We start from the raw sequence: 15,745 nt of genomic DNA on the forward strand, positions 1-15,745 counted from the left end.
TATATATAAAGAGATTTTTTAATATAATTATATATTTTTTTGAAATAAAAATCATATAGTCAGAAATATTACATTTTTATAACATTTAGCATTTTAAAAAAGATCAGGAAATTCCCCAACCTTCATACATGTTTATTTGATTTTTTTAGCTAGCATGGTCGCAAAGCGTAGTTGAATACGATTGCCATTCTCATCGCGACGATGCAAATGACCTGGATTTTCATTGTACTTAACCAATTCCCAGTCCTTGTAATAGTATGCCAATTCTCCTTCTTTAAAGGTGAATGGGAAGTTCACTGAGCAAGGATAATCCTCCGTGTCCATAGCACAAACGATAAGATTGTAACCACCAACACTGGTTTTCTCCTGCATATTTTGAATAATAGCTGGAATGCGGTCCGCTTGTAGAAACATGAGAACAACAGTTGACACGATAAAATCATATTCTTGCCCAATGCTGGCTGAATTGATATCGTAGAGACCAATTGGCATATCCAAATCTTCCTGCTCCACAATGCTTTGCAAAATTTCAAGAGAAAGCTCATTTTGATCTACTGCTGTCACATCAAAACCTTGCTGGGCTAGAAAGAGTGCATTACGGCCTTGACCACAGCCCAAATCTAAGGCTTTCCCTGGTTTTACTATTTGCATGGCCTCTAGAACCTCTGAATGAACAGGATTGGTATTGTATTTCTTAGGGAAATAATCCGCAGGTTTACAATAAAATTCCAAATACCATTCTACATCGTCTGTTACAGCCTCCACTCGGTGCCAAGCTTGTGGTTGTGCCATTGGATTGTCAGCCCCCGCTTCAAAGAGATGCTCAGCTAGAACTTCGCCATCCTCTGTCAATTCAATAAACTTGAGAGCTCCCTTCAAGACAGTAATTTTCCCCCAAGTCCCAACCTTGGTATTGTGTTTCTGCTGAACAGCCTCTGGCATGGTTTCTTTAGTCCACAAAGGCATGCGTTTATAGGCAACTAGTTTTTCCATCTTCATTCCTCTTTTTATCGCTGGTTGACTGCTTTCATCACGCGCGCGATGTCACGATTCTGCTCACGTCGCTTGATTGACTCCCGTTTATCATAGTCATGCTTCCCTTTGGCAAGTCCTAAAAGAAGCTTAGCATAACCATCTTTAATATAGACTTTTAGGGGAACCAAGGTCATTCCTGTCCCTTTGGTCTCTTGTTCCAACTTTTGGATTTGTTTCTTATGGAGCAGGAGTTTGCGACGACGTTCTGGTTCCTGGTTCCAGATATTGCCCTCTTCGTAAGGAGCGATATGAACATTGCTCAACCAGACTTCCCCATTTTTTACTTGGGCAAAGCCATCCTTGAGATTGATTCGAGCAGCTCGTACACTCTTGATTTCAGTTCCAGTCAGAACCATCCCTGCCTCTAGCGTATCTACGATTGTATAGTCGTGGCGCGCCTTTTTATTTTGTGCGACGACCTTTCCCTCGCCCTTTGCCATGCTTAGCTCCTTTCTTAGCTACTTCCTTGTAAAAAGGTTTCTTTCCTTTTTTCTTCTTGTCTTTTTGTGAATGTTTGCGCTTATCATTTGAGCGTCCTGATTTTCTCTTGTCTTCCTTCTTATCCGAACGACGACTTGAACCACGCCCTCTATCACTACGACTAGACTGTTTCAAGCCTTTTTCAATCACATCAAACTCACTTGGGATATATGAAAAGTCAATTTCACCTGTCATCTTGTCGGCTCTTTCAACTCGGATACGGATTTGCTGACCTACACGGAAAGTTGTTCCTGATTTCTCTCCACGAAGAGTCAAATCACGTTCATTGAAATGGTAGAACTCAGGCAGATTGGTGATGTGAATCAAGCCTTCAACCGTATTTGGCAATTCGACAAAGAGACCGAACTTGACAATGCTGGATACAACCGCATCATATTCTTCACCCACGTATTCTTCCATGTACTCAGCCTTTTTCATGGCTTCGACTTCACGTTCAGCCTCAATGGCACGACGTTCACGGTTGGAAGACTGGGTCGCAATCTCAGGAATCACTTGTTCAAAATGCTCTGCTATTTCCTTAGAACGGCCGTAATCCCGAATCATACGGTGAACAAGAAGGTCTGGATAACGACGAATCGGACTAGTAAAGTGCGTGTAATAGTCAGCCGCTAATCCATAGTGGCCGTGATTGTGCTCCGAATAGCGAGCCTGCTGCATAGAGCGAAGAAGCATCATGGACAATACATCCGCATAAGGTTCTCCCTCAACAGTACGCATGATGTCTTGGAGGACCTCCTGGCTAATCTCACTAGCGGTCCCATAAATACGCAAGCCAAAGCTTGAAGCATAATCAATAAACTTCTGAACCTTTTCAGCCTTTGGCTCCTCGTGAATTCGATAGATAAAAGGCAAATCCAGCTTGCTAAAATGCTCAGCAACTGTTTCGTTGGCCATCAACATAAAGGACTCAATCATGCGCTCGGCAATACCACGCTGACGAAGAACGATATCAACAGGCTTACCTTGCTTATCCACTAAAATCTTGGCTTCATTGGTATCGAAATTGAGGGCTCCACGTTTCACACGCATGTTTTCTAGAGTTTCATGGAGCTTAGCCATAAGTTCAATACTTGGAACAATTTTCTGATATTCTTGTCTCTTTTCCTCATCGCCTGCTAGGATATCATTGACATCACTATAGGTCATACGAAAGCTAGTCTTGATAACCGTTTGTGTAATAGTGTAATTGACCACACGACCATCTTTATCAATCTCCATAATAGCTGACTGGGTCAGGCGGTCAACTTGAGGATTGAGAGAGCAGATACCATTTGACAGTCGTTCTGGAAGCATTGGGACCACACGGTCTGTCACATAGACAGAAGTTGCGCGGTTAAGAGCTTCCTTGTCAAGGGCAGAACCCTCGGTCACATAGTAGGAAACATCTGCGATGTGAACACCAAGCTCCAGATTCCCATTTTTCAAGGCCTTGATATGCACCGCATCGTCCAAGTCCTTGGCATCCGCGCCATCAATGGTGAAGGTAATCTCATCTCTCAAATCCAGACGATCTTCCATATCCTTTTGAGACGGAGCATCAGGAACACTTTCTGCTTCCTTAACAACAGCCTCTGGAAATTCTGAGACAATGTCCATAGACTCCAAAACCTCAAGGACATCAATTCCGACATCCGTCGAGTACCCCACCACATCTAGTACACTTGCGACAAAGAAATCGTGTTTCTTGCTTGGGTATTTCTCGATAAAGACCTTGAGAACTTCTGTTCCCTCCAGTTTAAGGGCTGATTTCTTAACATAAATCGGTTGACTGATTTTCTGATTTTTCGAACGGATGTAGCCAGCATACTTGGGCTTTTCCTGATCTAGAACGATTTGGCCGACAACAGTTGTCAAACTGTGTTCTAAGATATCAATAATTTTGGCTTCGGCAGCTGTTCCTTTGTTGCGGTCAGCGACTTTCTTGATGACGACCTCAACGGTATCACCATCAATAGCATAGTTGACATCATTTTTTCCTACAAAAAGGTCGTCCTCCTCGCCTTCCAGACTGACAAAGCCAAAGCCATTTTTATGGGCATGAAAAATCCCCTTGAGAGTAATCTCATGTTTTTTCTTAATTTCTAATGTCAGACTGCCATCTTCTTCAAAGCGAATCTGGTACTTTCTTTCCATTAGAGACAAGGTTTTAATCAACTCACGAAAATCCTTGGATCCATCTTTCCCCAAAGCCTGAGCCAAGTCATTGACAGTCACCTTTCCCTTGTCTTGTAAATATTCTTTTATAATTTCTTTCATATTTTCTTTCTAGATTTTTTCTTTTCTTTTACTGTAAAACCTTCTCAAACATCATTTAAAAATAAAAACAGGCAAAGACCTAGTCCTGCCCATTATTTTCTTATCTACTTGATAATACCGTCAATGCTAAGGCAATGGCTAGCCAGAAAAAGACTAAAATCCCTGTCAAACGCTGCATTACAGCCTCGAAACCACGTGCTTTACTGCGTTCAAACAAATCACCTGAGCTGGCATCAAATACATTGCTGGATTGGTTTTTGGTTGGTTGCATGAAAATCGCAATCACAATCACAACAGATAATACTAATAAAATGGTTAATAATAGGTTATACATATCAAACTCCTTAAAATCCTTATTATTTTACCATAAAATCTACTTAGATTCAAGATGTAGGGTTACTTTTCTTTCCTTGGGACAATACTTTAAAACTTCAATCTTGTCTGGATGGGTTTTTGAATTTTTACTGGTTAGGTAATTGATACTGCCACAAGAGGAGCATTTGAGATTAATTTTTACTCGCACTAGATTTCCTTTACTTTTAATAATGTTCGAAATTGAAGCAGGTTAAAGAGACAACTAAAGGCAACACAAAGACTTGTCGCATAAAAGACAGCATGGTAGCCAAATTGACCTGCTACTGCAGAACCTGCCATAGGTCCTATAACTCCACCAATATAAAAAACTTGGTTGGAGGAGTAAATCCTTGAAATACCTGATTTTAGAGTTATCTTACTGACTTCCGTCAAGTAGAGAAAGTACTTGTGTTAGAAGTTGGTCCTGATTGTCATTGTTGTCTAGAACATGGATGGCCAAATATTTCTTTTTTTCTAAAGGCCACTGGGCTGCCAGACGTGACTCAGCTTCATCCTTGGATAGCTGATCCCTTTTCATTAAACGTTCCACTTGGACATCTCTATCCACATAGATCAACCATGTCTCATCAAACCAAGAACTATAGTCTTGTTCAAAAAGCAAAGGAATATCCATGAAAAAAATGGATTCTGTCTGAGCCAACTGCTCTCTTAACACAGCTAGTTCCTCACGGATAATCTCTCCTTGGATTTGCTTAGACCATTCTCGTTCTTCAGGATTTGAAAAGATAAGACTAGCTAGGAGAGGGCGATTGAGTTCTCCATTTTCTAGAATGATTTCTTGCCCAAAGTGCTGGACTAGAGCCTGAAACAGACGACCACCAGGTTTCTGTAGTTGGTGGACGACTGCGTCGGCATCCACTACTTGAAAACCTTGCTTTCTTAGAAAATTTGTCACAGTTGACTTACCAGAGGCAATTCCCCCAGTGATTCCAATGATTTTTCCCATCAGTCCCTCCTTTGACAGTTTGGACAAAAGTGGGTTCCGCGTCCGCCTAGTTGGATTTTCTCAATTAAAGTTCCACAGCGGGAACATTCTTGACCAGCCTTGTCATAAACCTGATGAAAATCCTGCATGGTCCCGTCTTCCCCAAAGGCATTGGTATAGGTCCGAATGGTGGAACCACCTTTTTCAACAGCCTGTCCCAAAACAGCAATAGTCTGGTTATGAATGGCAGTCGCTTCTGCTACTGTTAACGTCTGGGAAGGTCTAGCTGGATGAACCTGAGCACGCCAGAGAACCTCATCCACATAAATATTTCCTAATCCAGCTACCAAGGTCTGGTCTAGGAGACGGGATTTGATAGGCTTTTTAGATTTAGTTAGAGCAGCTTGAAAGACCTGCACATCAAAGTCTTGCTCTATTGGTTCAGGACCTATTTTTTTAGAAATAAAATAGGCATCCAAAAGGTCAGGAGACAAGAGTTCCATAGTACCAAACTTGCGTACATCCTCATAAACAAGCGTCCCACCATCTTCAAAATGAATCAAAACATGGGCATGTTTGCGTTCAGGAACCTGGTCTGGATAATAAAAATACTTGCCCTCCATCCGCAGATGGGAAATCAAGACCTTGTCTGTCAGGTAGAAAAGTAAATATTTACCTCGACGTCCCATTGACTCAACAATCTGATCAGCCACTTCCTTTTGAAACTCGTCTAAATCCGTCTTTATCATCTTGGGATAGCGAATTTCTACACTCGAAATCTTCTTACCCAGAATCAATTTTTCTAAGCCACGACGCACGGTTTCAACCTCAGGTAATTCAGGCATAAATCCTCCTTCTGTAAAAACAAGAAGCAGGCATGAGCCCACCCCTACTTAGTATTCTTTTTCATTATAGCCAAAGTCAGCTAAATCTAGCTTTTTATCGCGCCAGTTTTTCTTGACCTTGACCCAAGTTTCTAGGAAAACCTTGTCCCCTAGCATAAGTTCAATATCACGACGGGCCATACTACCAATTTTCTTAAGCATAGCACCACCCTTACCGATGATAATCCCTTTTTGGCTATCGCGCTCGACCATGATAGTTGCACGAATGTGAACCTTGTCTGTCTCTTCATCTCGTTTCATAGAATCCACAACTACTGCGACAGAATGCGGAATCTCTTCACGAGTTAGGTGCAAGACTTTCTCGCGAATCATTTCTGATACTAAGAAGCGCTCTGGATGGTCTGTGATTTGATCAGCTGGGAAATACTGGAATCCTTCGTCCAGATTTTCACTCAAAATATCCACTAGACGAGAGACGTTATTCCCTTGAAGAGCTGAGATTGGAACGATTTCCTTAAAGTCCATTTGATTACGAAAATCATCAATCTGAGACAAAAGCTGGTCTGGGTGAACCTTATCGATCTTGTTCACAACCAAAATCACAGGAACCTTAGCAGCCTTGAGACGCTCGATAATCATATCGTCCCCCTTACCACGTGCTTCATCAGCTGGAACCATAAAGAGAACTGTATCTACTTCACGGAGAGTGCTGTAGGCGGATTCAACCATGAAATCTCCAAGGGCTGTCTTTGGCTTGTGAATCCCTGGTGTGTCGATAAAGACAATTTGTTCCTTATCGGTCGTATAAATTCCCATGATTTTGTTGCGCGTTGTCTGCGCCTTGTCACTCATGATGGCAATCTTTTGCCCCATGACGTGATTTAAAAAGGTTGACTTCCCAACATTGGGACGTCCTAAAATGGCTACAAAGCCTGATTTAAATGTCATAATTTCCTCTTACTGTTTAAAATAATAAATCCCAGATTCGTGGGAGAAAAATCAATGCGCCTGTTAAGGCTGCGAAAAGAGAGACCACTAATACCGCGCCAGCCGCCATATCCTTGGCATTTTTAGCCAGCATGGAAAAGTGATAGTGACTGGCCAAATCCACCACATTTTCAATAGCAGAATTGATAATTTCAAAAGCTACTACCAAGAAAATGCTCAATAGGAGAAAGAGCCATTCGATTCGTGACACCTGAAAAACTAAACCTGCAAGAATGACTACAAGAGCCGTCACTGCATGTTTTCGCATATTGCGTTCTTCCTTGATGGCAGTAAAAATTCCTGTGAGAGCAAATTCTAAACTAGATATCAGGTCACGATTTTTCCATTTTCGTTTATTGTCTTGTGAGTCCATAGGCTGTCAAAATTTCTTCTTGTAAACCGAACATCTCCGCTTCTTCTTCCGGAGTGTAGTGATCATAGCCATTGATATGTAAAAAGCCGTGTACTGCCAAGAAGCCCATCTCACGCTCAAAGCTGTGACCGTATTCCTCGGCCTGCTCATGAGCCTTATCGATAGAGATGAACAATTCCCCAATATAGGCATCAAACTCAGACATCATCTCTGCCAATTCAGGATTTTCAAGCAAATCCTCTTCGTCAAAGGCAATTTCCAACTCTGGTTTATATTCAAGACTGATAACATCTGTCGGGCGGTCCGTGTCACGGTACTCCAGATTGAGTTCATGACTACGCTCATTGGTCACAAAAGTGACTGCCATCTCCTTGTCTTCTTTGCCTAATTTTTGGGCTGCAAATTCCAAAATTTCTTGGGTTTGTTGCAACATTTCTTTTGAAACTTGACCAGTTTCATCTACCATTTCAATATACATGTGCTTCTCGTTTCTCTTTACTTGGCTTTATTATACCACATTTCCATGATTTTATTCTACCTTTTTGATATAATACTATGGAATACAATCACAAGGAGAGAACGATGTCATTTGACGGATTTTTTTTACACCACATGGTTGAGGAATTGCGAAGAGAGTTAGTGAATGGTCGCATCCAGAAAATCAATCAACCTTTTGAACAAGAGTTGGTCTTGCAAATCCGCAGCAATCGCCAAAGTCATCGCCTGCTCCTTTCTGCCCATCCAGTTTTTGGACGCATTCAGCTGACCCAAACAACTTTTGAAAATCCAGCCCAACCTTCTACCTTTATCATGGTTTTAAGAAAATATTTGCAGGGTGCCCTAATTGAATCGATCGAGCAGATTGAAAATGACCGTATTGTGGAAATTACAGTTTCCAATAAAAACGAGATTGGGGACCATATTCAGGCTACCTTGATTATCGAAATCATGGGGAAACACAGTAATATTCTACTGGTTGATAAGAGCAGTCATAAAATTCTCGAAGTCATTAAACACGTCGGCTTTTCACAAAATAGCTACCGCACTTTGCTTCCTGGATCGAGTTATATCGCTCCGCCAAGTACGGAATCTCTCAATCCTTTTACGATCAAGGACGAGAAACTCTTTGAAATCCTGCAAACACAGGAAACGACAGCTAAAAATCTTCAAAGCCTCTTTCAAGGTCTGGGACGCGATACGGCAAATGAATTGGAAAGGATACTGGTTAGTGAAAAACTTTCCACTTTCCGAAACTTTTTCAATCAAGAAACCAAGCCATGCTTGACTGAGACTTCCTTCAGTCCAGTTCCTTTTGCAAATCAGATGGGAGAGCCTTTTGCCAGTCTTTCTGATTTGTTGGACACCTACTATAAGGATAAGGCTGAGCGCGACCGCGTCAAACAGCAAGCCAGTGAACTCATTCGTCGTGTTGAAAATGAACTTCAGAAAAACCGCCACAAACTCAAAAAACAGGAAAAAGAATTACTGGCGACAGACAATGCTGAAGAATTTCGCCAAAAAGGGGAATTGCTAACAACCTTCCTCCATCAAGTGCCTAACGACCAAGACCAGGTTATCCTAGACAACTACTATACCAACCTACCTATCACCATTGCGCTTGATAAGGCCTTGACTCCCAACCAGAATGCCCAACGCTATTTTAAACGGTATCAGAAACTCAAAGAAGCTGTCAAATACTTAACTGATCTGATTGAAGAAACCAAGGCAACCATTCTCTATCTAGAAAGTGTGGAAACTGTCCTCAACCAAGCTGGACTGGAAGAAATCGCTGAAATCCGTGAAGAATTGATCCAAACAGGCTTTATCCGCAGAAGACAACGGGAGAAAATCCAGAAACGCAAAAAACCAGAACAATATCTAGCAAGCGATGGCAAAACCATCATCTATGTCGGCCGCAATAACCTGCAAAATGAAGAGCTAACCTTTAAAATGGCCCGCAAGGAGGAACTTTGGTTCCATGCCAAGGACATTCCTGGAAGCCATGTTGTCATCTCAGGAAATCTTGACCCATCTGATGAAGTCAAAACAGACGCAGCAGAGCTAGCCGCCTACTTCTCTCAAGGTCGCCTGTCAAATCTGGTCCAGGTAGATATGATTGAAGTCAAGAAACTCAACAAACCAACTGGTGGAAAACCCGGCTTTGTCACCTACACAGGACAAAAGACCCTCCGTGTCACACCAGACCCAGAAAAAATCGCATCCATGAAAAAATCCTGATTTTACTTGAAATCAGGATTTTTATAGTAGATTGCAATAAGATATAAACAAATCAATTAGGAAAGTCAAATTAATTTCTAGAAATATTTTAGCAGTCACAGCGTACTATTCTAGATTCAATCAACTATAACTTACTTCCTTGACAACTTTGTTCATCAAGAACAGATTGATTGCAGTTTATCTCATAGACTCTTTTACTTCCTTGCGTAGATTTTCTAGACTGCTGATGCCATATTTATCCATAACCTTTGGTAGATTTTCGATGATATCAGGACAGGCATATGGATTGGTAAAATTGGCTGTTCCAACTCCGATAGCAGAGGCACCAGCCAGATACATTTCTAGGGCAGCTTCAGCCGAATCCACTCCCCCCATTCCAATGATAGGCAGGTCTGTTGTTTGGGCAACTTGGCGGATGAGTTTGAGGGCTACTGGAAAGACTGCTGGACCTGACATTCCACCCGTTCCATTTGCCAAGATTGGTTTGCGAGTTTTGAGGTCAAAGCGCATACCGACTAAAGTATTGATCATGGTTAAGCCACTTGCTCCTGCATCCTCTGCTGCCTTTGCGACAGTAACGATATCCGTCACACTAGGGGTCAGTTTGACATAAACTGGCACATCTGAGGCTTCGACAGCTGCTTTCACCACATCATAGGCTAAATCTGGATCTTGACCAATCAAGAGTCCATGATTACAGTGATCTACATTGGGGCAAGAAATATTGAGCTCAATAGCCTTTACATTGGCTGCCTTAGAAATACCATGAGAAACAGCTGCATACTCTTGTTTTGAAAAACCAGCCACATTGGCAATAATAGGAAGATTTGGATATTCTCTTTCCAGCCACGGTAGCTTTTCAGCCAAAACAACCTCTAAACCAGGATTTTGCAAGCCGATTGCATTGAGCATGCCAGCAGGTGTCTCAGCAACTCTGGGAGTTGGATTGCCAAAGCGTGGTTCAAGGGTTGTCGCCTTGATCATAATAGAACCTAAAAGGTCTAAATCATAGTACTTGGCATACTCTTGTCCAAAACCAAAACAGCCTGATGCTGGAATAATCGGATTTTTCAAATCCAAGCCTGGTAGAGAAACTTGTAAACGATTTGTAGTCATGATTTTCTCCTTACAATACAACTGTTCCTGTGCGGAAAACAGGGCCATCTTCACAGACGCGTTGACTAACCGTCTCGCTTTCTGGCACTTTTAGGACGCAGGCATAGCAAGCCCCCATACCACAAGCCATACGAGATTCCAAAGATAGATAGGCTCTTGGGTGGTCATAAAAGGTTTGATTGATATACTTCATCATTCCAGGCGCCCCACATGAGTAAACAGCATCAAATTGATTGTCTAAATCCTTAATGACAACGGAAACATTTCCCTTGATACCATAAGAACCATCATCTGTCGTTACAAAGACTTGACCATATTGAGCTAATTCTTTTTCAAGGATAACAGCATCCTTATTAGCAAAACCGAGAACTATCACTACTTTCACACCACGCGCATGCAATTCCTTGGCAACCTCAAGCAAGGGCGGAACACCAATCCCCCCACCAACAAGGAGAACCTGGCTCTGCTCATCTAGGTCAGACAAGTCAAAACCATTCCCCTGAGGACCCATCACATCAAGAATATCTCCCTGACTTAAGGTTGAGAAAATAGCTGTCCCAGCTCCCTCAATCCGATAAATGAGATGACACTGTTTCTTAACCTTATCGATAGACGAAATTGAAATAGGGCGACGCAAGAGATGGGCGTCATCAGGCACACGCAGATGAAGAAATTGGCCTGCTCGCATAGCTTCAACCATTTCCCCTTCTAGAACTAATTCAAAGATTTTTGGCGCGATTTCCTCCTGTGCAACCACCTTCATGGTTTCCAATCGAATTGCACCCAAACGTTTCTTACATGTGGGATTCATGACTTTTCCTCCTTAAATTTTAAGGGGACCAGACAAAGAAAAGACCTTGCTAGTGCAAGGCCTCAGTTAAAATCGTACAACAGAAGAGAGCACACTCAAAAAGTCTCCTCTAGAAAATTGCACTATTCTTTTATCTGACACCTTGTGAGTCTCTCTGGACTCCCCTTAAAGGTTAAATTTTTACTAGTATACTCTTTCAGATAAAAAAAGTCAAGTAGAAAACGAACATTCTACTTGACTTCACGAGATTATTTTTCACGAATGACTTCGACCTTGTAGCCATCAGGGTCTTTGACAAAGTAATAGTTTGGTGCAGTTCCTGGTAGACCATTTGGCTCAGTCACTTCATAGCCTTTGGCACTGTGCTCTTGATGAAGAGCTTCAAGATCAGGTGTACTGAGGGCGATATGGGCAAACCCATCTCCAACCACATAAGGACCATGATCGTAGTTATAAGTCAACTCCAACTCATAGTCGTCACCCTCAAGTCCTAGATAGACAATTGTGAAGGCATAGTCTGGAAAATCTCTGCGACGCAATTCTTTAAAACCAAAAGCATCTTGATAAAATGCGATTGATTTTTCAAGATTTTCTACTCGCAAGCAAGTGTGTAGCATTTTTGAAGCCATTTTTTTCTCCTTTATTTTTAAAAAGACTGGGACAATCCTGTTCCAGTCTCATCAGTTATTATTTACCAAGTTTTGCTTTAGCTGCATCTGCAAGAGCTGTGAAAGCTGCTGCATCGTTAACAGCCAAGTCAGCAAGCATTTTACGGTTAACTTCGATCTCAGCCAATTTCAAACCATGCATCAATTGTGAGTATGAAAGTCCGTTCATACGAGCTGCCGCGTTGATACGAGTGATCCACAATTTGCGGAAGTCACGTTTTTTCTGACGACGGTCACGGTATGCATAGTAGTAAGAGTTCATTACTTGTTCTTTTGCAGTACGGAACAAGATGTGTTTAGCTCCATAGTAACCTTTTGCTAATTTAAGAATACGTTTACGACGTTTGCGTGATACAACGCCACCTTTAACACGTGCCATGTTTTATTTCCTCCAAATATTTCCTAGAATTCTTTACTTACAGTCAAACTATTATTTCAAGCGAGTAAGCATTGCTTTGATACGTTTGTAATCTCCTGAATGCACCATAGATGCTTTACGAAGATGACGACGTTGTTTCTTAGTTTTTCCGTGGAAACGGTGAGAAGTGTAAGCACGGAAACGTTTAAGTCCACCAGAACCTGTACGTTTGAAACGTTTAGCTGATGCGCGGTGTGTTTTTTGTTTTGGCATGATTTTTTCTCCTTTATTTAACTTTCTGACAATTATTTTTTGTCAGTCGCTGGCGCCAATTGCATGAACATTTGACGTCCATCCATTTTAGCACGTTGTTCGATGATGGCAATATCTTGAGTTGCTTCAGCAAACTCGGCTAAAACTTTTGCACCAATCTCTTTATGGGTAATCATACGACCCTTAAAGCGAATAGATACCTTAACTTTATTTCCTTTTTCAAGGAATTTGCGTGCATTGCGAAGTTTTGTATCAAAGTCACCCTTGTCAATAGTTGGACTTAGACGAACTTCTTTCACAGTAACAACACTTTGTTTTTTACGTTGTTCTTTTTGCTTCTTCTGGTACTCAAATTTGAACTTACCGTAGTCCATAATTTTTGCAACAGGCGGTTTGGCTTGGGGTTGAATCAATACTAGGTCAACATTAGCATTATCAGCCAAAGCTTGCGCTTCACTGAGTGGCTTAATGCCTAGTTGTTCTCCTTCAAGACCAATCAAGCGAACTTCACGTACACGAATCTCATCATTGATGAATAAGTCTTGCTTTGCTATGGTTTTCACCTCTTTTGTTTTATTAGAGAAAAACAATAGCGGACTCGTAAATATACAAGCCCGCACGTTATGATAGCGTTTCTTAGAAACTTTTCATCCGTAGGGCCAGGCAACTTAATGTCACAAGGCGAGAAGCTCTCACTTCTGCTTTTCTCAACTTTTATATGATACCAAGTTTTCTAGCCCTTGTCAAGATAAAAAGTTATTTTTTTGAAAAGTTTGTGTTTGTATTTTTCATTGATTTCCTAATCAAAAAGAGAGAATCAAGTTGATTCCCTCTCTATGTTAGTTTTTACTTATTTTCCCTATAGGAAAGCTAGGATCTATTAAAAAATTCTTTTTTCTGTGAACTTCCCCATCTTTCGATAAATAGAATCCCCACTAACAAAAGGATAATCAGGCAAGGAAGTAAGACTATCCCCATGCTCCAATTCAGATTGACATTATCAATTTGCTTAGGTAATCTTCCAGACAAAATCTCCACTGAACGCAAGTAAGTAAAGGGAATCAGATGTGCAATCCTTTGAAGAGGCTGAATTGTTTGGATGCCAAACAATAAGCCAACAATCCCAATGAGTGAAAGAAAAAGGACAGGCATTTTTTGCTTGAAAAAGTAAGCAATCAAGTACACTACTTCCACAATGACGATAAAGGCTAAGAAAGCTAAGAACAAGCCAGGAAATAACACATCTTGTATCTTTCCAATAGTTACCTCTTGATTCACTAAGCTATAAATCGGGTAGGGATAATCTAACTGTCCAAAACCACTTATCAGACTTCCCACTAGAAAAGAAAATCCGCTGATTCCGATAAACAGTACAGTTACATAACCCACTCCAACTCCAAGAGAGGACATTGCAAATGTCACTTTTGAAAAAGGATATAACTGAGCTGTGTCCAGATGATTTTGATATCTTTCTGCAAATAGTTGCGTTAGCATAAAAATAATAGCAATCACAAACAAGGTTGGGATGATAGCCTCTAAAATCCAGATAATCTGATCAATCCCGTGGATCGGAAACTCCAAAGTATGTGCTTTTATGTTCAAGGGATACAGGGCTTGGTAAATCTTTCGTTGGCGGTCAACCGCCATTTTAAAGTCAGAGCTAACAGTCGGGTTATTTGATATCATTTCATAATTCTTCTCTTCATCTTGCCACTGCAAATAGTAAGCTTCTTTCCATCGCCCTTCTTTTAATAAAGTCAGAATTTCTGTCTTTTGAGTCGAATGATTTTTTTGCGATTCTAAATTAATTTTAGCAATCTGGTATTCCTCCGAGTTGGTATCAGATATTTGGGAGAGTTCCTCTTCATATTCATTGATGACTCTCTCATTTTTTACAAGATAGGTTTCCAACTCGCTCTCCAAGCTGACGGAGTTTGCAGTCTGACTATTAAAATAAAAGGTAACACCGAGTCCAGATACAAATAAAGCTAAGATAATCCAGTTTAAGCGACTTTTGAAAACTTTTTTTAATAAAAATAGACTAACATCTTTCATAAACTAAACCTCTTCTATCTGCCCCTGATGAATGGTTACTACTCTATCGCAGACATCAAGCAACTCTTCCTTATAGTGGGAACTTAAAAGAACCAGCTGTTCTTGTCTATCAATTTGTGCCAGCCTATCAAAAAACTTCTGTCGATAATACTCATCTAAGCCATTTGTAATCTCATCCATAAGCCAGCATTTCGCCTGACTGAGGAAATACATGGCAATCACCAAACGTTGCTTCATGCCTAAGGAATACTTGCGAATGGGAAGTCTGATATAGTCAGACATTTCCCAGTAATCAATTTCATCCCCCAAGTTCAGCCCTGACTTCCAGATGTTTTTGATAAGGCGAAGATAGTCCATTCCACTTAAGTTTCCATCCAGCCATTCAATACTCTCATAATAAAACAAAGAAGGAGGGGATGCAATATTTCCACTACTTATAGGAATTAAATTGCTAATGGCACGGAACAGTGTCGTCTTTCCAGAGCCATTGATAGCAAGAATACCATAAATCCTACCCTTTTCAAATGTAAAATCAACATCTTGTAAAATGACTTGTCGCGTTTTTAAGGTCACATGAGTAAGCTGCAACATATCTAGCCCTCCTTTTTGGATTAATAGCCTCCGCTGTAGTAGTTTAGTACCTCATAACGATCGTAATTCCAGCCAGAACCAACTTTATACTCAGAATAGCTATCATAACGAGACTGTGATAGTTCGTACTATACTTTCCAATCATACCGATAAGTTTTAAGGACGCTCACAGCAGATACACTGGACTAAAAAAGACCAATAGATCATAAACTAACTAATTAAACGGTTTTTGCTAATTTTTAATGGTTTTATTGCATTTATATCTTTAATATTGAACACGCTTTCATTATATCGTTTTTATCATTATTATGCAACAGATTTTTGGTTTTTGTTTTCTT

19 protein-coding genes, 1 pseudogene and 1 other annotated feature are annotated in these 15,745 nt (G+C 40.8%); of the genes and pseudogenes, 1 reads left to right on the forward strand and 19 read right to left on the reverse strand.

Annotated elements, in window-relative coordinates; genetic code table 11:
• Positions 1-132 precede the first annotated feature (132 nt).
• From tehB to ybeY, 11 genes and pseudogenes are all read right to left on the reverse strand, one after another.
• Positions 133-993 carry an SAM-dependent methyltransferase TehB gene (gene tehB / locus HT734_RS01235; RefSeq protein WP_173278262.1) on the reverse strand — a complete coding sequence of 287 codons (861 nt, stop codon included), beginning with the start codon at positions 991-993 and terminating at the stop codon, positions 133-135.
• A gap of 14 nt (positions 994-1,007) precedes the next feature.
• On the reverse strand, positions 1,008-1,475 hold the full coding sequence (gene smpB / locus HT734_RS01240; protein ID WP_001051750.1) for an SsrA-binding protein SmpB: 468 nt from the start codon (positions 1,473-1,475) through the stop codon (positions 1,008-1,010).
• Positions 1,438-3,792 (reverse strand): ribonuclease R, encoded by a 2,355-nt coding sequence (gene rnr / locus HT734_RS01245; RefSeq protein WP_173278261.1) that lies wholly within the window; start codon positions 3,790-3,792, stop codon positions 1,438-1,440. Before rnr ends, smpB begins: the two co-directional genes overlap by 38 nt.
• 100 nt (positions 3,793-3,892) lie before the next feature.
• Entirely contained in the window at positions 3,893-4,126 is a 234-nt protein-coding gene (secG, locus tag HT734_RS01250) for a preprotein translocase subunit SecG (RefSeq protein ID WP_000282517.1), read from the reverse strand.
• A gap of 39 nt (positions 4,127-4,165) precedes the next feature.
• A complete protein-coding gene (rpmG, locus tag HT734_RS01255; RefSeq protein ID WP_001809104.1) occupies positions 4,166-4,315 on the reverse strand; it encodes a 50S ribosomal protein L33 in 150 nt (49 codons plus the stop codon).
• Positions 4,315-4,527, reverse strand: a pseudogene (locus HT734_RS01260) (MFS transporter); the annotation flags it as partial. The pseudogene HT734_RS01260 and the gene rpmG, both read right to left, overlap by 1 nt.
• Positions 4,523-5,113, reverse strand: coding sequence for a dephospho-CoA kinase (gene coaE, locus HT734_RS01265; protein ID WP_173278259.1), 591 nt, complete (start codon positions 5,111-5,113; stop codon positions 4,523-4,525). The gene coaE and the pseudogene HT734_RS01260, both read right to left, overlap by 5 nt.
• Positions 5,113-5,937, reverse strand: coding sequence for a DNA-formamidopyrimidine glycosylase (mutM, locus tag HT734_RS01270; RefSeq protein WP_033680495.1), 825 nt, complete (start codon positions 5,935-5,937; stop codon positions 5,113-5,115). The genes coaE and mutM overlap by 1 nt, the downstream gene beginning before the upstream one ends.
• Before the next feature lie 48 nt (positions 5,938-5,985).
• Complete coding sequence (gene era / locus HT734_RS01275; protein WP_000143256.1) at positions 5,986-6,885, reverse strand: GTPase Era; 900 nt, start codon at positions 6,883-6,885, stop codon at positions 5,986-5,988.
• Positions 6,886-6,901: 16 nt separating this feature from the next.
• Entirely contained in the window at positions 6,902-7,297 is a 396-nt protein-coding gene (locus tag HT734_RS01280; protein WP_000378170.1) for a diacylglycerol kinase, read from the reverse strand.
• Positions 7,278-7,775: an rRNA maturation RNase YbeY gene (gene ybeY / locus HT734_RS01285; protein ID WP_000275156.1), complete on the reverse strand. Its 498-nt coding sequence runs from the start codon at positions 7,773-7,775 to the stop codon at positions 7,278-7,280. Before ybeY ends, HT734_RS01280 begins: the two co-directional genes overlap by 20 nt.
• Positions 7,776-7,879: 104 nt before the next feature.
• On the opposite strand from ybeY, the gene pavA reads away from it, so the two are divergent.
• The gene (pavA, locus tag HT734_RS01290; protein WP_173278256.1) at positions 7,880-9,535 is read left to right on the forward strand and encodes an Rqc2 family fibronectin-binding protein PavA; all 1,656 of its coding nucleotides are present in this window, start codon (positions 7,880-7,882) and stop codon (positions 9,533-9,535) included.
• A 177-nt stretch (positions 9,536-9,712) separates the two neighbouring features.
• Here the strand turns inward: pavA and HT734_RS01295 are convergent, their stop codons facing one another.
• From HT734_RS01295 to HT734_RS01330, 8 genes are all read right to left on the reverse strand, one after another.
• Complete coding sequence (locus tag HT734_RS01295; RefSeq protein WP_162174290.1) at positions 9,713-10,699, reverse strand: dihydroorotate dehydrogenase; 987 nt, start codon at positions 10,697-10,699, stop codon at positions 9,713-9,715.
• Positions 10,662-11,462, reverse strand: a complete 801-nt coding sequence (locus tag HT734_RS01300; RefSeq protein WP_001070092.1) for a dihydroorotate dehydrogenase electron transfer subunit — start codon at positions 11,460-11,462, stop codon at positions 10,662-10,664. Before HT734_RS01300 ends, HT734_RS01295 begins: the two co-directional genes overlap by 38 nt.
• 248 nt (positions 11,463-11,710) lie before the next feature.
• A complete protein-coding gene (locus HT734_RS01305) occupies positions 11,711-12,091 on the reverse strand; it encodes a VOC family protein (RefSeq protein WP_173278254.1) in 381 nt (126 codons plus the stop codon).
• Between the two features lie 58 nt (positions 12,092-12,149).
• Positions 12,150-12,509, reverse strand: a complete 360-nt coding sequence (rplT, locus tag HT734_RS01310) for a 50S ribosomal protein L20 (RefSeq protein ID WP_000124834.1) — start codon at positions 12,507-12,509, stop codon at positions 12,150-12,152.
• 51 nt (positions 12,510-12,560) lie between these two features.
• A complete protein-coding gene (rpmI, locus tag HT734_RS01315; RefSeq protein WP_001125943.1) occupies positions 12,561-12,761 on the reverse strand; it encodes a 50S ribosomal protein L35 in 201 nt (66 codons plus the stop codon).
• 32 nt (positions 12,762-12,793) lie between these two features.
• Positions 12,794-13,324, reverse strand: a complete 531-nt coding sequence (infC, locus tag HT734_RS01320; protein WP_000848180.1) for a translation initiation factor IF-3 — start codon at positions 13,322-13,324, stop codon at positions 12,794-12,796.
• A 15-nt stretch (positions 13,325-13,339) separates the two neighbouring features.
• Positions 13,340-13,471 (reverse strand) — a sequence feature (ribosomal protein L20 leader region).
• 160 nt (positions 13,472-13,631) lie between these two features.
• A complete protein-coding gene (locus tag HT734_RS01325; protein ID WP_173278252.1) occupies positions 13,632-14,816 on the reverse strand; it encodes a hypothetical protein in 1,185 nt (394 codons plus the stop codon).
• Between the two features lie 3 nt (positions 14,817-14,819).
• Complete coding sequence (locus tag HT734_RS01330; protein ID WP_173278250.1) at positions 14,820-15,407, reverse strand: ABC transporter ATP-binding protein; 588 nt, start codon at positions 15,405-15,407, stop codon at positions 14,820-14,822.
• Positions 15,408-15,745 lie beyond the last annotated feature (338 nt).

Origin of the sequence: Streptococcus sp. k-90 (assembly GCF_013277565.1) — a bacterium.
Taxonomy (GTDB): Bacteria; Bacillota; Bacilli; order Lactobacillales; family Streptococcaceae; genus Streptococcus.

Bases quoted from the DNA above. Each gene is read 5' to 3' on its own strand.
- HT734_RS01300 (WP_001070092.1), bottom strand. From the start codon at position 11,462: ATGAATCCCACATGTAAGAAACGTTTGGGTGCAATTCGATTGGAAACC.
- tehB (WP_173278262.1), bottom strand. From the start codon at position 993: ATGGAAAAACTAGTTGCCTATAAACGCATGCCTTTGTGGACTAAAGAA.
- HT734_RS01330 (WP_173278250.1), bottom strand. From the start codon at position 15,407: ATGTTGCAGCTTACTCATGTGACCTTAAAAACGCGACAAGTCATTTTA.
- smpB (WP_001051750.1), bottom strand. From the start codon at position 1,475: ATGGCAAAGGGCGAGGGAAAGGTCGTCGCACAAAATAAAAAGGCGCGC.
- HT734_RS01325 (WP_173278252.1), bottom strand. From the start codon at position 14,816: ATGAAAGATGTTAGTCTATTTTTATTAAAAAAAGTTTTCAAAAGTCGC.
- ybeY (WP_000275156.1), bottom strand. From the start codon at position 7,775: ATGTATATTGAAATGGTAGATGAAACTGGTCAAGTTTCAAAAGAAATG.
- mutM (WP_033680495.1), bottom strand. From the start codon at position 5,937: ATGCCTGAATTACCTGAGGTTGAAACCGTGCGTCGTGGCTTAGAAAAA.
- era (WP_000143256.1), bottom strand. From the start codon at position 6,885: ATGACATTTAAATCAGGCTTTGTAGCCATTTTAGGACGTCCCAATGTT.
- rnr (WP_173278261.1), bottom strand. From the start codon at position 3,792: ATGAAAGAAATTATAAAAGAATATTTACAAGACAAGGGAAAGGTGACT.
- HT734_RS01280 (WP_000378170.1), bottom strand. From the start codon at position 7,297: ATGGACTCACAAGACAATAAACGAAAATGGAAAAATCGTGACCTGATA.
- rplT (WP_000124834.1), bottom strand. From the start codon at position 12,509: ATGGCACGTGTTAAAGGTGGCGTTGTATCACGCAAACGTCGTAAACGT.
- HT734_RS01295 (WP_162174290.1), bottom strand. From the start codon at position 10,699: ATGGCCCTGTTTTCCGCACAGGAACAGTTGTATTGTAAGGAGAAAATC.
- pavA (WP_173278256.1), top strand. From the start codon at position 7,880: ATGTCATTTGACGGATTTTTTTTACACCACATGGTTGAGGAATTGCGA.
- rpmI (WP_001125943.1), bottom strand. From the start codon at position 12,761: ATGCCAAAACAAAAAACACACCGCGCATCAGCTAAACGTTTCAAACGT.
- coaE (WP_173278259.1), bottom strand. From the start codon at position 5,113: ATGGGAAAAATCATTGGAATCACTGGGGGAATTGCCTCTGGTAAGTCA.
- secG (WP_000282517.1), bottom strand. From the start codon at position 4,126: ATGTATAACCTATTATTAACCATTTTATTAGTATTATCTGTTGTGATT.
- HT734_RS01305 (WP_173278254.1), bottom strand. From the start codon at position 12,091: ATGGCTTCAAAAATGCTACACACTTGCTTGCGAGTAGAAAATCTTGAA.